The sequence below is a fragment of the Bacillus sp. FSL M8-0077 genome, from assembly GCF_038050255.1.
Taxonomy (GTDB): domain Bacteria; phylum Bacillota; class Bacilli; order Bacillales; family Bacillaceae; genus Bacillus; species Bacillus altitudinis.
The window spans coordinates 2,517,235-2,534,328 of sequence record NZ_JBBPAF010000001.1; the positions used below are offsets into that span (position 1 = coordinate 2,517,235).

Genomic DNA, 17,094 nt, shown 5'->3' on the forward strand with positions numbered 1-17,094 from the left:
CATTTTAGCCCTTTGTTTAACAATATGATGGCTTCCATGGAAGCCATTTACTCTTGCATAAAATCAAACGGAGTGATTCCCTCCATGCCAATATTGGCATCGTGTACGCTGAAAGGAAGTTCTTTTTGGAGGGCTGCTAGCTCAGCGTCCATCACTTCTTCTGTTTCAACAAGACGCATTGTTAAAGACGTTTGTCTGAGGGAGTCTTCATTATTTTTCACGCCCCACTCTAATGCTGATTCCTCGCCGCACAAAATTAAAAACTTTTTACTCCGTGTAATAGCAGTATAAAGCAAATTTCTTCGAAGCATTCGATAATAGCTTCTCACGACTGGCAGCACCACGATTGGGAATTCACTGCCCTGAGATTTATGAATCGAGCAACAATAAGCGTGTGTAAATTGATGAAAATCTTTTTTCGTAAACGTGATTTCGTTTCCATCAAAGGAGATGACCGCCATATCTTCTTTTTCAGTGTTTTCTTTCGCATAAAAGATCGAGACAATTTCGCCAATATCTCCATTAAAAATGTTATTCTCGGGCTGATTGACAAGCTGAAGTACCTTATCACCTGTCCGGTAGACGACATCACCAAATGGAATTTCTCTTCCTTTTGGCTTTTTAGGATTCAAAATTTGCTGGAGCATTTTATTCAGTTCATTAATGCCTGCTTTTCCTTTATACATCGGGGCAAGCACTTGAATGTCCTTTGCTGAATAACCCTTTTGAGCAGCATTGCTGACCACTTTCTCGATGACTTCTTTCATTTGGTCACTAGAGCATTGAATAAAGGATCGATCCTTCGAGCGTGCAGTAATATCCTTTGGCAAAACACCATTTTTCATATCATGCGCAAGCTCAACAATTGTTGAACCATCTGCCTGCCGGTAAATATCAGTTAGTGTAACTGCCGGTATAGCTTGTGACGCAAGCAGGTCTCTTAACACTTGACCAGGTCCGACAGATGGAAGTTGATGTTCGTCCCCAACCATAATGACTTGAATATGATCTGGGATCGCCTTAAACAAATGGTTCGCCAGCCAAATATCCAGCATACTCGATTCATCAATGATGACAAGCTTTCCTTCAATCGGCTGGTCTTCATCATGTGAGAAGCCTTCTGATCCATTCCAGCCTAGCAGCCGGTGAATGGTCACAGCAGGGAGTCCAGTCGATTCTGTCATTCGTTTCGCAGCACGTCCAGTTGGCGCGGCAAGTACGAACGGAAATGCTTCATCTTTTTTATAATCACCCGGGTCAAGAGATACGCCGTGAAGATCGCTGTAAAGCTCGACAATCCCTTTAATGACCGTCGTTTTCCCTGTACCCGGCCCGCCTGTTAAGAGCAGCATCGGGGACATGAGTGCCTTTTGAATGGCTTCTTTTTGGGTCGGTGCATACTGGACACCCAGCCGCTCCTCCAATTCACCAAGTGCGAGCAGAAATTCTGATTCAGGAAATTGATCTGCATATTCTGTTTGAGAGACAATTTTTTGAATGCGTTTTGCAACACTTTGTTCCGCATAAAAGAGCGAAGGATGATAACAGCGGTCATTTTCAATGATCATGTCTTTCCCTTCCCCAAGTGCAATGATCTGATTGGCAACGTCCATTTCAGTCACTTTGTAGTCATTGCCTGTTTGATTCAGCAGTTTACGGGTTTCGACGATCAGATCTTTCGTTTGTATGTACGTATGACCGTCTTGCAGGCTTGCTGTCTCAACGGTATACAAAAGGGCTGCACGAATGCGGTCTGGATCATTTCCAGATATCCCTGTTCTAGCGCCGAGTTCATCTGCTTTAATAAATCCAATCCCCTCTACGTCTTTGACGAGCTGATAAGGATTTTCTTCAATTTTCTGCAACGTTTCACTCTCGTACACTTGGTAAATCTTCATGCTAAGCTGAGGACCAAAGCCATATTGATTCAGGCTAATCATGATTTGCTCAAGCCCTTGATGCTCTTGAAGTGCGGCAGCCAGCTTATCGGCCTTCTTTTTTGACAGGCGAGGGACGTCATACAAAACAGACGGATCACGCATAATTTGATGAAGCGTCTGATTGCCAAGCTTGCCGACGATTTCTTCCGCCGTCTTTTTTCCAATCCCTTCAAACAAGTCACTAGAGAGATAATGAATGATGCCTTGCTTTGTTGTAGGGACTTCCTTTTGAAAATGAGTGGCTTGAAACTGCTCACCAAACTTCGGATGACTTGTGACCTTGCCATAGAAGGTGTAGGTTTCCTCCTCATGAAGCGCTGGGAAGTAGCCTGTGACAGATGCTGTTTTTTCCTCTAAATTCTCTGATGTTTCAATGACTTTTACTTTTAACACCGAGTATAAATTACTTTCGTTATGGAAAATAACGGCTTGAACCGTCCCTTTTAAAAACGGTTCGTCTTCAAGCTGCATTTGATCTGGATGTTCCTGCACAGGTCTTCCCTCCTTCCGGTTATTCTGCCTCTTGAATCAGCTTTTGCGCATGCAATGCAAGCATATGATCAGGCTGCACGTCAATGGCTTTTCCTAGCATTTCAAGCGCTTCGTCCTTTTTCTCTAAATACGCATACGCAACGCCTGCATTATAAAAGGCGTCTGCATGCTGCGGATCTCGCGTAATTACTTCAGTAAAGACTGCGACCGCTTCCTCCAGCAGATGTTCATTCGCTAAGCACATGCCAAATTGAAATCTTGCTTCGTTATCTTCTTCGTTTAGCTCAACTGCACGCTGAAGATAAGGCATCGCAAGCTTTGGCTGCTCTAATTTCATCAGTGTCTGCCCTAACATATAAAACAAATCACTGTTTTCCATTCCAGCTTGTAGCGCTTGCTCAAAATAGTCTTTCGCTTTCATAAAGTCTTCTTTCATCGTGTAGACATTTCCTGCTCCGTAATAGGCTGCAGCTGCTGTATGATCAAGTTCAATGGCTTTTTGAAAGAAGTTCAAAGCACGTTCAAATTCATGAACGCTTGAAAGTAAATTCGCAAAGTTAATATATGGAACCGGATCCTTTGGGCTTTCTTCAATGGCTTTCGTAAAAGCTTCAGCTGCCTGTTCGATGTTCCCTTGATTTAAAGCTTCAATACCGATTTCGTTATGATTCATTCGCTCTCTTCATCCTTTCATTAAAAAACCTCAACAGCGACGTTGAGGTTTCAACGTGTAGACAAACCCTCGCATTCGGTGTCAGTCCTGCGCTTCGGTGCTCACGAATGTCAAATTCGCTCCGCTCCGGTGCTCGTCCTTCCTAGACTGCAAAGGTTTTCTATCACGCTGAAAAGAAGACAAAGGGCTAAAATAAAGTTCATTTTAGCCCTTTGTCAACAACCTGAAACCTCAACAGCGACGCTGAGGTTTTTAACACATGTTACACATACGACAGCTTTTGGCCATCTTTAAAGACATCGTCAATTGTCCCGCCGCCAAGACATTCTTCGCCGTCATAAAAAACAACAGCTTGTCCTGGAGTGACAGCACGAACGGGTTCATCAAAGATCACCATTGCTTCCTGCTCACCTGTCATTTTGACTTTTACATGATGGTCTTCTTGACGGTATCGGAATTTCGCTGTGCATGTGAGTTCACCGTTTTCGCCGACAATATGAGGACGAGTCCAGCTGATGTTAACAGCTGAAATACTTTCAGAGTATAAAAGCGGATTGTGGAAGCCTTGTTCAACAAATAAGATATTTTTCTCTAAGTCCTTCCCAACAACGAACCACGGATCACCGCTTCCGCCAATGCCAAGTCCTTGGCGTTGACCGATCGTGTAATACATGAGTCCATCATGTTCACCTTTTACTTCTCCGTCCATTGTCTGCATCACACCGGGCTGTGCAGGCAAATATTGGCTGAGGAATGTTTTAAAGTTTCTTTCCCCAATAAAGCAGATGCCCGTAGAATCTTTTTTCGTTGCTGTTGCGAGCTCTGCTTCTTTTGCTAATTCACGCACTCTTTTTTTCTCTAAATCGCCGATTGGGAACAACACTTTATCAAGTTGTTCTTGAGTCAGCTGATTCAAGAAATAAGTTTGGTCTTTGTTTGTATCAAGACCTCTTAGCATTTTGACTTCATCGCCGGTTCTGTCGACACGGGCATAGTGGCCTGTTGCCAAATAATCCGCTCCAAGCGACAATGCATGCTCAAGAAATGCTTTGAACTTAATTTCTTTGTTACACATGACATCTGGGTTCGGCGTTCTGCCTGCTTTATATTCATCAAGAAAATATTGAAACACTTTGTCCCAATACTGTTTCTCGAAATTCACTGCATAATATGGGATTCCAATCTGGTTACAAACACGAATGACATCCTCATAGTCCTCCGTTGCTGTACATACACCATTTTCATCTGTGTCATCCCAGTTTTTCATAAATATGCCGATCACATCATAGCCTTGCTCCTTTAACATGAGCGCAGCAACTGATGAATCGACGCCTCCAGACATACCGACCACAACTCTTGTGTCTTCAGGTCTTTTTGTCATCTTCATCAACTCCAATTTCAATGAAACAACGTGCGCGTTTCGTTCTTCAGGTGCCTAGCTGTTTCATTTTTCACACACGAACAAAAGGGAACATTTATTTGGCTAGGCGTTTCACGACAGCCGCTATCTTACGCGCCGCCTGCTTTACATGTTCCTCTTCATTACCAAGACCGAAGCTTATTCTGACTGAGGATGTCAGCTCTTTTGCTTCTTCGCCATACATGGCGCTTAATACGTGCGAAGGAAGGACAGATCCAGCCGTACATGCTGACCCGCTTGAAACAGCAATCCCTTCCATATCTAAGTTCACAAGTAACGATTCAATGGAAACGCCCGGGAAGTGAACATTTAAAATGTGCGGCAATGTCTCTTTAGGATGTCCATTGATAGAGAAATTGAGTGATTCCTCTTCGAATACTTGCAGCATCGCTTCTTTGAGCTTACCATAATGCACTGCTTTTTCTCTTCTATTTTGCTTTGTTAATTGAACAGCTTCTGCAAGACCAATGATCCCCGCCACATTTTCAGTGCCAGCACGGCGTTTTCTTTCTTGTTCTCCTCCGAATTGCTGCGGAGAAAGTTTTACACGCTCATTCACGTATAAAAAACCTGTTCCCATCGGGCCATTTAGTTTATGACCGGACGCAGATAAGAGGTCGATATGAAGTTCTGTGACATCAATTGATATTGTCCCAAATGCTTGTACTGCGTCTGTATGAAAATAAGCAGTGTGTTCGTGTAAAAGTTCACCAATTTCTTTGATTGGCTGGATCACACCTGTTTCATTATTGCCGTACATGATGGTCACCAAAATTGTATCGTCTCTTAATGCTCGTTTTAATTGGTCAAGATGAATCAATCCAGTATGATCCACATCTAAATACGTCACTTCAAAACCAAGCTTCTCTAAGCGCTCACATGTATGTAGCACTGCATGATGCTCAGTTTTAGTTGTGATGATATGTTTTCCTTCATGCTGCCTTGCCATTGCCACACCTGTAATAGCCAAGTTGTCTGCCTCTGTTCCCCCGCTTGTGAGGATGATCTCCTGCTGCTTACAGTGTAATTCTCCTGCAATGACTTCCCTTGCTTCATCGAGCCACTTTCTTGCCTCGCGCCCATACGAATGAATACTAGAGGGATTGCCAAATATCTCTGTAAAGTAAGGCATCATCTTGTCCACAATTCGCTGATCCATCGGCGTTGTGGCTGCATGATCTAAATAGATACGTTCCATTTCCGGTACACCTCTGATCTAAATATAGAACATATACGCCTCTTGATCCTCGTCATCTTTATAGCTTGCCAAGTCTTCAAGAGTTGTATTGTCCAGTACGTCTTTTACTGCATCACGAATACGAATCCAAAGTGCACGTTTTGCTGGCTCTTCGTTTTCGATCACTTCAACAGGACTAATAGGTCCTTCTAATACACGAATAATATCACCGGCTGTAATCTCGCTTGGCTCATGGGCAAGCACATAGCCGCCATACGCTCCGCGGATACTTTTCACAAGACGAGCATTGCGAAGTGGTGATACAAGCTGCTCTAAATAATGCTCAGACAAATCATTGTTTTGAGCGATTGATTTTAATGATGTAGGGCCTTCGCCATGTTTTTTGGCTAATTCGATCATGATCGTCAGACCATATCTGCCTTTAGTAGAAATTTTCAAGTTAAACACCTCTGCGTTTTCTATTTCTATGTCATCAATTATTTTTCTGATTTCATATACGCTTATATAGACCAAAAGCAATTATATCATACTTTCAGCCAACTTTCATTTGCGGGTTCTGAGCTCAAAACGAGGACGCATCCCTTTTCTAATTAAAGAAATTTCGGTACTCTATACAAACAAGACATTGCTTTAGGAGAGATAATCATGAAACCTTTAGCGTATCGGATGCGCCCAAGTCATATTGGAGACATTATTGGGCAGGAGCATCTCGTTGGAGAAGGTCAAATTATTAGACGAATGGTCGAGGCGAAACATTTGTCCTCGATGATTTTATACGGTCCGCCGGGAATCGGCAAAACATCCATTGCAACTGCGATCGCTGGCAGTACAAGCATTGCCTTCCGTACATTGAATGCGGTGATTCATAACAAAAAAGATATGGAAGCGGTCGCCGCTGAAGCGAAAATGAGTGGTCAGGTCATCATGATTTTAGATGAAGTCCACAGGCTCGATAAAGGGAAACAGGATTTCCTTCTGCCTTATTTAGAAAATGGCATGATCATTTTAATTGGCGCGACAACAGCCAATCCATATCATGCGATCAACCCAGCCATCCGCAGCCGGACACAAATATTTGAGCTGAAGCCGCTGGAAACAGAGCAAATCAAAGCTGCATTATCTCGAGCTTTACAGGATGAACATCGCGGGCTTGGCGGTTATTCAGTAACAGTTGATGAGGAAGCAATGAATCATTTTGCAAATGGATGCGGAGGAGATGTGCGTTCCGCTTTAAATGCGCTTGAACTAGCCGTCTTATCAACAAAAGCGGATGAATCTGGCCAGATCACGATTACTCTTGCTGCAGCAGAAGAATGTTTACAAAAAAAGAGCTTCTCGCATGATAAAAACGGTGATGCCCATTATGATGTCCTCTCGGCTTTTCAAAAATCCATCAGAGGGTCTGACGCAGATGCTGCGCTGCATTACCTTGCAAGACTCATTGAAGCGGGAGACCTTGAAAGCATTTCGAGACGATTACTTGTAATGGCTTATGAAGATATTGGCTTAGCCAGTCCGCAGGCAGGGCCACGTGTGTTAAGCGCTGTTCAAACAGCTGAGAGAGTTGGTTTCCCAGAAGCACGAATTCCACTCGCTAATGCCGTGATTGAACTGTGTCTTTCTCCAAAGTCAAACTCCGCTTACCAAGCGATTGATGCGGCACTGCATGATATTCGCACGGGGAAAATTGGTGAAATTCCCGTTCATTTAAAAGATGCCCACTATAAAGGGGCAGCAGCACTTGGAAGGGGCGCCGATTACTTATATCCGCACGATTATGAAAATGGCTGGGTGAAGCAGCAATATTTACCTGACCCGCTGAAAAACAAGCAATATTATGAACCAAAGCAAACTGGAAAATTTGAAGGTGCACTAAAGCAAGTGTACGAAAATTTAAGACGGCAAAAATAAAAAAAGCCCCCTGCTCTATGCAGGCGGTATGCAGATTGTTGACAAAGGGCTAAAATGAACTTTATTTTAGCCCTTTGTCTTCTTTTCAGCGTGATAGAAAACCTTTGCAGTCTAGCAAGGACAGCTACTTGCGCGGAACGAATTTGGCATTCGTGAGCACCAGAGCGCAGGACTGACAAAGAATGCGAGGGTTTGTCTACACGCTGAAGCCCCCCTGCTCTAAGCAGGCGGGCTGTTTATTTATCTTTCACACGTGTAATCGGAATGTTTTTTAACAGTTTCATAATGACATGACCACCCATGATCAGGCCAGCAACAGATGGAACAAAAGCATTGGATGATGGCGGCATTTGTGCCTTGCGAATTTTCGCTTCATCATTTCCAACTTCTTTTCTCACATCTTCACGAATGACAATCGGACTTTCATCAGAGAAAATAACTTCTATTCCCTTACGAATGCCTTCCTTCCGCAGGCGTGTTCTGACGACTTTCGCAATTGGGTCTGTATGTGTTTTCGAGATGTCATCAATTTTAAAGCGTGTCGGATCTGTTTTATTTGCAGCACCCATACTCGAAATAATGTTCACATCGCGTTTCAGGCACTCTTTCATTAAATGAATTTTATAATGAATTGTATCTGATGCATCAATGACATAATCAAGTGGATACTCAAAGAATTGTTCATATGTTTCTTCTGTATAGAACATTTTGAGCGCAACAACTTCACATTCTGGGTTAATGTCTGCAATTCTTGCCTGCATTAAGTCAACTTTAGGCTGACCAACCGTTGATAGCAATGCTGGCAGCTGCCTATTTACATTTGTAATATCAATATCATCTTTATCAACAAGAACAATACGGCCAACACCTGAACGAGCAAGGGCTTCTACTGCAAAAGAACCTACGCCGCCTACTCCAAGCACTGCAACTGTACTGTTTTTTAATATATTTAAGCCTTCCTTGCCAATGGCAAGCTCGTTTCTTGAAAACTGATGTAACAAGTGCCTCACTCCACCTTTATTTAAAATGAATCGAAAGAATCATATCATATTCAGCGTTCTCCGTCATCCTTCTCAAATAGAAAAAAACACAAAAAAGTCCCGATCACGCCGCCAGTTTTTCCTTCGTTTTGAACCCCGCACCATGCAGGTGGGTGCTTTCTTCCTCACTTTATAAGTCCTCAGAAGAGGCATTTATGCAGAAAGGAAAGGCAAGCTCCCGTAGAAAAAAATGTTCGGTCAAAACTAGGTAACCACCGTACGTATCAGGACTTTATTTATTGGTTGATGAAAGCATATCATAGGCATGTCCCTTTTTCAAGCGTTTACATGCCTATAAACATGCGCCTATTTTACTGTTTTACTTTTGTTTTAATAGCCAAACTCAGTTCATCTAGCTGCGCTGTGCTTACAGTGCCAGGAGCATCTGTGAGAACACAGCTTGCACTTGCCGTTTTCGGGAACGCAATGGTATCTCTTAGGTTAGATCGGCCGGCAAGCAGCATCACTAAGCGGTCAAGTCCAAGCGCAATTCCGCCGTGCGGAGGCACACCATGCTCAAATGCATCAAGAAGGAAGCCGAACTGATCGTACGCTTCTTCTTTAGAAAAGCCAAGTAAACCAAACATTTTCTCTTGAATGTCCTTTTCAAAAATACGAATAGAACCTCCGCCAAGCTCATAACCGTTCAGCACAAGATCATACGCTTGAGCTTTCATATCTTCTGGACTTGTTTCAATTAATTCAAGATCATCCCGAACTGGCATTGTGAAAGGATGGTGGGCAGCATAGAAGCGGCCTTCTTCTTCATCCTTTTCAAGCAGCGGCCAATCGACAACCCATAAGAAATTGAAGACAGATTCATCGATGAGTTTAAGCTCTTTGCCAAGTTTTAAGCGAAGTGCGCCAAGCGCATCATGGACAACAGACGTCTTATCTGCAACAAAGAGTAAAAGGTCGCCTTCTTCAACTTGAAGCTGTTCTTTTAATTCTGCTTGTTTTGACTCATCAAAGAATTTAGCGATTGGTCCTTTTAACTCTGTCCCTTCAGCTTTTAGCCAAGCAAGACCTTTTGCACCATAGTTCGCTGCAAATGCACCAAGTGCATCGATGTCTTTTCTTGAGTAGTTTGCTGCAGACCCTTTGACATTAATGGCTTTGACAGCTCCACCATTGTTTACAGCACCGCTGAAGACTTTGAAATCTGAGTCTTTTACCGTGTCTGAAATGTTGACAAGCTTCATGTCAAATCGGGTATCTGGCTTGTCAGAACCATAGGAATTCATCGCTTCATCATACGTCATACGAGGTAATGGCAATGTCAGGTCAACACCTTTGACATCTTTCATCACCTTTGCCATCATCTCTTCAGCAAGCGTCATGATGTCTTCTTGGCTCATAAAGGACATTTCAATATCGACTTGTGTAAATTCCGGCTGACGGTCAGCACGTAAGTCTTCATCTCTAAAGCAGCGAGCGATTTGATAGTAGCGGTCCATCCCAGACACCATGAGCAATTGCTTAAATAATTGCGGAGACTGCGGCAGCGCATAGAATTCTCCTTCATGTACACGGCTTGGCACAAGATAGTCACGTGCACCTTCTGGCGTACTTTTTGTTAAAATTGGCGTTTCAATGTCTAGAAAGCCGTGATCATCTAAGAAATGGCGGAATGCTTTTGTGACTTCATGTCGCATTTTCATCGTTTCAAACATCGCAGGACGGCGAAGATCTAGGTAGCGGTATTTTAAGCGCACATCTTCTGATACCTCATCTGCTTGATCAGAAATCACAAATGGAGGCGTCTTGGCTTCATTTAAAACAGTGACCGTGTCGACTTGAATTTCAATTTTGCCTGTTTTTAAATTTGGGTTGATCGTGGCTTCTTCTCTTGCGACCACTGTCCCTTTAATATCAAGGACATATTCATTACGAATTGATTCTGCTGTCTCAAGAGCCTCTTTTGATTGGTCTGGATGAAAGACAACTTGCACAATGCCTGTACGATCACGCAGGTCAATAAAGATTAATCCACCAAGGTCACGACGTTTTTGTACCCATCCTTTTAATACAACGGTTTGACCGATTTGGTCTTCTGTTACTTCTCCACAATAAAAAGTTCTACCAAACACAAACATTCCACTCCTTCTTTACGCTTTCTGGTGGGCTTTCATCATTTGAATCAGCTCATCAAGCTTCACTTCAATTTGTTCACCTGTTGTCGTATCTTTTACATTTACAATTTGCTGCGCGAGCTCATCTTCACCAAGAACTGCAATAAACTTGGCTTTCAAACGGTCTGCCGCTTTAAATTGTGCTTTTAGCTTTTTCCCTGTATAGTCCATTTCACTTGAAATACCTTCTTTTCTTAGGCGATTCAATAAGCCAACAGCATAATCTTTTGCTTGATCTCCTAATGCCGCAATATATAAATCAATGCCGTCTTGAACAGGAAGCTCAATATTTTCTGCATCAATCGCTGATAGGAAACGTTCAATACTCATCGCAAAGCCGATACCTGGTGATTCAGGACCGCCAATTCCTTCAACGAGTCCATCATAACGGCCGCCGCCGGCTAATGTTGTGATCGCGCCAAAGCCTTCTGCATTACTCATGATCTCAAAGGCAGTGTGATTATAATAATCAAGACCGCGCACTAAGTTCGGATCGACAACATATTCAATACCTAGATCGGTTAAGTATTGTTTTACTTTTTCAAAATAAGTCCGTGATTCTTCATTTAAGTAATCTTGAATGGATGGTGCCGTTGCCATCAGTTCGTGGTCGCGGTCCTTTTTGCAATCAAGAATACGTAATGGATTTTGATGTAAACGAATTTGGCAGTCGTGACAGAATTCATCAATTCTTGGTTCAAAATGCTCGACAAGTGCTTGGCGGTAATCAGCACGGCTTTCTTTGTCACCAAGGCTGTTAATGACGAGTTTTAAGTTGGAAAGACCTGCTTTCTCGTACACACTCATCGCTAATGAAATGACCTCTGCATCAATGGCAGGATCTTTTGAACCGATCGCTTCAATTCCGAATTGATAAAATTGACGATATCTTCCCGTTTGCGGACGCTCATAGCGGAACATTGGTCCAATGTAGTACAGCTTTGTAGGCTGTGCAGGCTGTGCAAACAGTTTATTTTCAACATAAGAACGGACAGTTGAAGCTGTTCCTTCTGGGCGAAGTGTGATGCTACGTCCTTTTTTGTCTTCAAATGTGTACATCTCTTTTTGAACGATATCTGTTGACTCGCCTACTCCTCGTGCAAACAGCTCCGTATGCTCAAAAATCGGTGTGCGGATCTCTTTGTATTGAAAGGCTGCACATGTATCTCTCGCAATTTGTTCAACATACTGCCAGCGTTCTGATTCTCCCGGTAAAATATCCTGTGTGCCTCTTGGAATATTAAAACTCATTTTTCGTCCTCCTACGACCATCATTCATTTTTTATGTGGACATATAAAAAACCCCCGCCTCTACTATGTGTATAGTAGGGACGAGAGTTATACCCGTGGTGCCACCCTAGTTGGAACATGATCTAGCCATGTTCCCGCTCAAATCCTTAACGCAGATTCACGTTCTCCGCCTAATGACTCATTTTTTGAGTGTTCAGCAGGAAACCTACAGAGTGTTCTTTCGTGATAAATGCCATGCGGATTCGCTTTCAGCCTAAGGCGATTCCTCTCTGCTCACGCAATTTACCCTACTATTCTCTATCATCAGTTCCACATTTTAAATTTTCAAGTGTGTTGATTTATATTATAATAAGGTCGGTGCTGCCACTCTGTCAACCCTTGCCGTGTCTCTTTTTCTTTTCCAGCTCTTCTTTTGACGTGCATCCGTATTCAGATGCCGTTTCTTCAAGGAAGCCTGGTTGATCCATTTCGTCGTGCTGCCAGCGATCGATATCACGATGTCCATTATATTGCACTCGTCCTAATTTTCTGCTTAATCTCATGTTTGTACATCCTTTTATCACATTTTTATCTAGTATAAACAGATTGATTCATTTTTATTAGGGAAACTGCAAGGAATTCATCCATTACATAACGAATTAACATTCATCGGTTTTATAAGGGAGGGGAAAACACCGTTTTGAATCTGAAAACACACCATCACATGATGTTGCTGCTCACCTGTTTTGTCCTCATTGCCAGCACTTGGCCAATGACACATGCGACGGCTCAAACAGATCAAGCTGTCGTTGCAACAGATGAAATCAATGTGCGAACCGGACCTGGTTTAAGCTACGGGATCGCAGCTGTTGTGAAACGAGGAGAAAGCTATCCGATTCTCACTGAACAAGGAGAATGGGTGCAGATCGGGCTATCGAACGGACAAAAAGGCTGGGTCGTCTCATGGCTGATTACCAAGTCATCTGATGCACAAAAGCCTGTTAAGCAAAAGACGCAAGGTCAAAGTACGCAAGGAAGCAGTTTGATTACGTCAACAGCCTCTGAACTTCGCATTCGGACAGGCCCAGGGACTTCCTATCAAGTCATTGGCACTTTCCCGCAGGGCGCTTCCGCTAAAAAGCTGGACACAAGCGGCGAATGGACAAAAATATCGTACAAACAAGCGGAAGGCTGGGTCCACTCTGATTATATTTCCGGCGGACAAAACGCTTCTTCATCCAGTTCAGCCGAGCCCGCTCGTTCTAAACAGTCCGGCACAGTTGGCGTATCAAGCTTGAATGTTCGAAAATCGGCGGCACCAAATGCACAAGTAGCCGCTTCACTTTCACGCAACACTCAAGTCACCATTTTACGGGAGCAAAATGGCTGGTATGAAATCGAAGCAAAAGGCGTTAAAGGCTGGGTTGCAAGTTATTATATTGTCTCAAGCCAAGGAGCAAGTTCAGCACCTGAAAAGAATTCATCGTCATCTCATCAGAAAGCGTACATCGTTTATGATGGAACGAATATTAGAAAAAGCGCTTCTACCTCTGCTGGAATTGCAGAAAGAGCAACAAAAGGAGCTGCTTATCAAATTGTTCGTACGCAAGGTGACTGGTACGAGGTGACATTATCAAACGGCGGAACAGGCTACGTGGCGAGCTGGGTCGTTCAAACAAAGAAAAATAGCAGCGAAGCACCAAGACCTCAGCAGGACTCATCGTCTGGCACTGGATCTTTAAAAGGTAAAACGATTGTCCTTGATCCTGGCCATGGTGGAAAAGACAGCGGCACAATTGGCGCAGATGGTGCATTTGAAAAGAATATCACGATCAAAACCGCTCATTTGCTGGCAGGTAAGTTAAGAGCTTCTGGGGCAAATGTCTATTTAACCAGAAGTGATGATACATTCATCAGCCTTCAATCGAGGGTTGCCACTTCACATTACCGAAATGCAGATGCATTTATTAGTCTACATTATGATAGTTTTATGGACCCAAGTATCAGAGGAAGCACCGCATATTATTATCAGGCATCCAAAGATCAACGTCTGGCGACAAGCGTTCATACTGAAGTCGCAAAACGATCACAGATCCCTGATAAAGGAGTCAAATTTGGAGATTATTTTGTTTTAAGAGAAAACAAGCGCCCTTCCCTTTTATATGAACTCGGCTATTTAAGCAATCCTCAAGAAGAAGCGATCATTTATAGCGCCTCTTACCAAGAACGAGTGACAGAAGGAATGGCAGAAGGATTAAAACAATATTTCCGATAGAAAAAAGAGGCCGCTGCGCCTCTTTTTTGATGCCAAAAGAAAAAGACTCTAAACAAACTCTCAGCAAGAGTTTATCTACAGTCTAATGCCTTTCTATTCTTTGCTGTCCATCAACATGGTGACTGGCCCCGAATTGGTCAATGAGACGTCCATCATCGCCCCAAAACGTCCAGTTTCGACATGGATGCCTTTTTCTCTAAGCGTTTCATTGAAGCATTCGTAAAGTGAATTCGCCACATCCGGTTTGGCAGCTTTCATAAAGTTCGGCCGTCTGCCTTTTCTCGTATCACCATAAAGGGTAAATTGAGACACAGACAGTACACTTCCTTTTACATCTAACAAAGAATGATTCAATTTCCCGTTCTCATCTTCAAAAATACGCAAGTGTGCGAGCTTTTCAGCTAAGTAATGCACATCTTCTTCTGTGTCTTCATGTGTAACCCCAACGAGTACCATATAGCCTTCATTGATGGCACCTGTGATCTCTTCTTCTACTTTCACAGATGCACTCGTCACACGCTGAACAACAAGCCTCATAGACGATATACTTCCTTTCTAATTCATAAATCGGCGAACTGAGTAAATGTCTTTGATTTGTTTGATACGTTCCACTACTTTATGCAAATGATTAATATTTTGGATAAAAATAGCCATATGAATCGTCGCTACTTTGTTACGATCCGACTTCCCAGAAACAGAGGAGATGTTTGTTTTCGTTTCATTCACCGCTTGAAGCACTTCATTGAGTAAGCCGCGTCGATCGTATCCTAATATCTCAATTTCCACATTGTATTCTTTACGGTTTCGAGCAGGCTGTTCATGCTCCCACTCAACCGGGATTAACCGTTCCTGCGCTTCTCCTGTCTTCACGTTCGGACAGTCATCACGGTGAACAGATACGCCGCGGCCTTTTGTAATAAAACCAACAATGCTATCACCAGGAACAGGATTACAGCACTTAGATAAACGGACAAGCAAGTTATCAATGCCTTTCACTCGCACGCCAGCTTCCCGTTTTTTCCCGTGATATGGTTTTGACTCTACAGACACTTCTTGAACGGTTTTCTCTTGTTCTTCCTGATCTCTTTGTTTTCTTTCTTTTTCCGTTAAACGATTCGCCACTTGGAGTGCCGTAATTCCGTTATAACCAACGGCTGCATACATGTCCTCTTCATTTGAGAAATTAAACTTATCGGCCACTTTTTGCAGATTTTCAGCGGTCAAAATGTCTTTGACATCGAACTCAAGGTTTTTGATTTCTTTCTCCACAAGTTCTCGGCCTTTTTCGACATTTTCTTCACGGCGCTGTTTCTTGAAAAACTGTCTGATCTTGTGCTTCGCTTGGGAGGTTTGGGCAAGTTTGACCCAATCCTGGCTTGGTCCATAGCTATGCTTAGATGTCAGAATTTCAATAATGTCACCTGTTTTTAGTTTATGATCAAGTGTGACCATTTTACCGTTGACCTTGGCACCGATTGTTTTATTTCCAATTTCCGAATGAATTCGGTATGAAAAATCAATTGGAACGGAACCAGACGGCAGCTCGATGACGTCTCCTTTTGGTGTAAATACAAACACCATATCAGAGAAAAGATCAATTTTTAACGATTCCATAAATTCTTCCGCATCTGTGGATTCATTTTGGAATTCAAGGATTTCTCTAAACCAAGACAGTTTCTTCTGGAAAACGGCTTCTTCTGTCGATTCTGCTGATTCTTTGCCTTCTTTATACGCCCAGTGTGCCGCAATTCCATATTCCGCAATTTCGTGCATTTCCACTGTACGAATCTGAACTTCAAGCGGGTCTCCTTTTGGACCAATCACTGTTGTATGAAGAGACTGATACATGTTCGGCTTTGGCATGGCAATATAATCCTTAAATCTGCCTGGCATCGGCTTCCAGCATGTATGAATAATACCAAGTACCGCATAGCAGTCTTTAATGCTGTCAACCAAAATACGTACAGCCAGCAAATCATATATTTCATTAAACTGCTTATTTTGCAAGACCATTTTGCGATAAATACTATAAATATGTTTCGGTCTGCCGGAGAATTCAGCCTTAATGTTCACCTCAGACACACGGTCTTTCACTTCATTGACAACCTCGTCCAAGTATTCTTCACGTTCCGCTCGTTTACGCTTCATGAGATTCACAATCCGGTAGTATTGCTGCGGATTTAAATAGCGAAGAGCTGTATCTTCAAGCTCCCACTTAATCTTTGAAATCCCTAATCTGTGCGCAAGCGGTGCAAAGATCTCAAGGGTTTCGTTTGAAATTCTTCGCTGCTTTTCCTGCGGAAGATGTTTGAGTGTTCTCATATTGTGAAGACGGTCTGCCAGCTTAATTAAGATGACGCGAATATCCTGTGCCATTGCAACAAACATTTTACGATGGTTTTCAGCTTGTTGTTCTTCTTGTGATTTATATTTAATCTTTCCGAGCTTTGTCACACCATCAACAAGCATGGCCACTTCTTCATTAAAATGCTCTTTTAAATCTTCTAATGTCACATCCGTGTCTTCGACAACATCATGCAGGAAGCCGCCAGCAATGGTCGAAGGGTCCATTTCAAGATCAACAAGAATTCCCGCCACTTGAATCGGATGGATAATATAGGGCTCACCGGATTTCCGGTATTGCTCCTTGTGAGCATTTTCAGCATATTCGTATGCACGCTCTATAAATTGAATATGTTCAGCGGACAGGTATTCTCTTGCCTTATCAATGACCTGCTGCGCCGTTAAAACTTGTTCGTTCGCCATGGAATCACCTTTTTAAA

General features: G+C 42.9%; 13 protein-coding genes, 1 other RNA gene and 1 other annotated feature. Of the genes, 2 read left to right on the forward strand and 12 right to left on the reverse strand.

Features of this window, described 5'->3' with window-relative positions; genetic code table 11:
- Nucleotides 1-47: 47 nt before the first annotated feature.
- The 5 genes from recD2 to cymR form a co-directional block, all read right to left on the reverse strand.
- On the reverse strand, nt 48-2,432 hold the full coding sequence (recD2, locus tag NST57_RS12995) for an SF1B family DNA helicase RecD2 (RefSeq protein ID WP_341298656.1): 2,385 nt from the start codon (nt 2,430-2,432) through the stop codon (nt 48-50).
- A gap of 19 nt (nt 2,433-2,451) precedes the next feature.
- Nucleotides 2,452-3,105, reverse strand: a complete 654-nt coding sequence (locus tag NST57_RS13000) for a tetratricopeptide repeat protein (RefSeq protein ID WP_008342707.1) — start codon at nt 3,103-3,105, stop codon at nt 2,452-2,454.
- Nucleotides 3,106-3,367: 262 nt separating this feature from the next.
- Nucleotides 3,368-4,486, reverse strand: a complete 1,119-nt coding sequence (gene mnmA / locus NST57_RS13005; RefSeq protein ID WP_008342709.1) for a tRNA 2-thiouridine(34) synthase MnmA — start codon at nt 4,484-4,486, stop codon at nt 3,368-3,370.
- Between the two features lie 94 nt (nt 4,487-4,580).
- Nucleotides 4,581-5,723, reverse strand: a complete 1,143-nt coding sequence (locus NST57_RS13010; protein WP_142155581.1) for an IscS subfamily cysteine desulfurase — start codon at nt 5,721-5,723, stop codon at nt 4,581-4,583.
- Nucleotides 5,724-5,741: 18 nt separating this feature from the next.
- Nucleotides 5,742-6,161 (reverse strand): cysteine metabolism transcriptional regulator CymR, encoded by a 420-nt coding sequence (cymR, locus tag NST57_RS13015; RefSeq protein WP_142155582.1) that lies wholly within the window; start codon nt 6,159-6,161, stop codon nt 5,742-5,744.
- A 207-nt stretch (nt 6,162-6,368) separates the two neighbouring features.
- On the opposite strand from cymR, the gene NST57_RS13020 reads away from it, so the two are divergent.
- The gene (locus NST57_RS13020) at nt 6,369-7,634 is read left to right on the forward strand and encodes a replication-associated recombination protein A (RefSeq protein WP_341298657.1); all 1,266 of its coding nucleotides are present in this window, start codon (nt 6,369-6,371) and stop codon (nt 7,632-7,634) included.
- Between the two features lie 236 nt (nt 7,635-7,870).
- Here NST57_RS13020 and NST57_RS13025 read toward each other — a convergent pair whose 3' ends face one another.
- The 5 genes from NST57_RS13025 to NST57_RS13045 all read right to left on the reverse strand — a co-directional run bounded on the left by NST57_RS13025 (nt 7,871) and on the right by NST57_RS13045 (nt 12,599).
- Nucleotides 7,871-8,635 (reverse strand): tRNA threonylcarbamoyladenosine dehydratase, encoded by a 765-nt coding sequence (locus tag NST57_RS13025; protein ID WP_341298658.1) that lies wholly within the window; start codon nt 8,633-8,635, stop codon nt 7,871-7,873.
- 92 nt (nt 8,636-8,727) lie between these two features.
- A non-coding RNA gene (gene ssrS / locus NST57_RS13030) (6S RNA) lies at nt 8,728-8,908 on the reverse strand.
- A 77-nt stretch (nt 8,909-8,985) separates the two neighbouring features.
- Nucleotides 8,986-10,764, reverse strand: a complete 1,779-nt coding sequence (gene aspS / locus NST57_RS13035; protein ID WP_341298659.1) for an aspartate--tRNA ligase — start codon at nt 10,762-10,764, stop codon at nt 8,986-8,988.
- Nucleotides 10,765-10,782: 18 nt separating this feature from the next.
- Complete coding sequence (gene hisS / locus NST57_RS13040; RefSeq protein ID WP_142155586.1) at nt 10,783-12,057, reverse strand: histidine--tRNA ligase; 1,275 nt, start codon at nt 12,055-12,057, stop codon at nt 10,783-10,785.
- Between the two features lie 73 nt (nt 12,058-12,130).
- Nucleotides 12,131-12,370, reverse strand: a binding site (T-box leader).
- A 58-nt stretch (nt 12,371-12,428) separates the two neighbouring features.
- On the reverse strand, nt 12,429-12,599 hold the full coding sequence (locus NST57_RS13045) for a YrzK family protein (RefSeq protein WP_003216250.1): 171 nt from the start codon (nt 12,597-12,599) through the stop codon (nt 12,429-12,431).
- Nucleotides 12,600-12,736: 137 nt separating this feature from the next.
- Here NST57_RS13045 and NST57_RS13050 point away from each other — a divergent pair, with 137 nt between their 5' ends.
- Complete coding sequence (locus NST57_RS13050; protein WP_341298660.1) at nt 12,737-14,311, forward strand: SH3 domain-containing protein; 1,575 nt, start codon at nt 12,737-12,739, stop codon at nt 14,309-14,311.
- Between the two features lie 93 nt (nt 14,312-14,404).
- On the opposite strand, the gene dtd is transcribed toward NST57_RS13050, so the two are convergent.
- Both dtd and NST57_RS13060 read right to left on the reverse strand, forming a co-directional pair.
- Entirely contained in the window at nt 14,405-14,848 is a 444-nt protein-coding gene (gene dtd, locus NST57_RS13055; RefSeq protein WP_142155588.1) for a D-aminoacyl-tRNA deacylase, read from the reverse strand.
- Between the two features lie 18 nt (nt 14,849-14,866).
- Complete coding sequence (locus NST57_RS13060) at nt 14,867-17,077, reverse strand: RelA/SpoT family protein (RefSeq protein ID WP_142155589.1); 2,211 nt, start codon at nt 17,075-17,077, stop codon at nt 14,867-14,869.
- Between the last annotated feature and the right edge of the window lie 17 nt (nt 17,078-17,094).

Coding starts and splice junctions, on each gene's coding strand:
- NST57_RS13020 (WP_341298657.1), top strand. CDS start 6,369: ATGAAACCTTTAGCGTATCGGATGCGCCCAAGTCATATTGGAGACATT.
- NST57_RS13010 (WP_142155581.1), bottom strand. CDS start 5,723: ATGGAACGTATCTATTTAGATCATGCAGCCACAACGCCGATGGATCAG.
- NST57_RS13000 (WP_008342707.1), bottom strand. CDS start 3,105: ATGAATCATAACGAAATCGGTATTGAAGCTTTAAATCAAGGGAACATC.
- dtd (WP_142155588.1), bottom strand. CDS start 14,848: ATGAGGCTTGTTGTTCAGCGTGTGACGAGTGCATCTGTGAAAGTAGAA.
- mnmA (WP_008342709.1), bottom strand. CDS start 4,486: ATGACAAAAAGACCTGAAGACACAAGAGTTGTGGTCGGTATGTCTGGA.
- NST57_RS13045 (WP_003216250.1), bottom strand. CDS start 12,599: ATGAGATTAAGCAGAAAATTAGGACGAGTGCAATATAATGGACATCGT.
- NST57_RS13060 (WP_142155589.1), bottom strand. CDS start 17,077: ATGGCGAACGAACAAGTTTTAACGGCGCAGCAGGTCATTGATAAGGCA.
- hisS (WP_142155586.1), bottom strand. CDS start 12,057: ATGAGTTTTAATATTCCAAGAGGCACACAGGATATTTTACCGGGAGAA.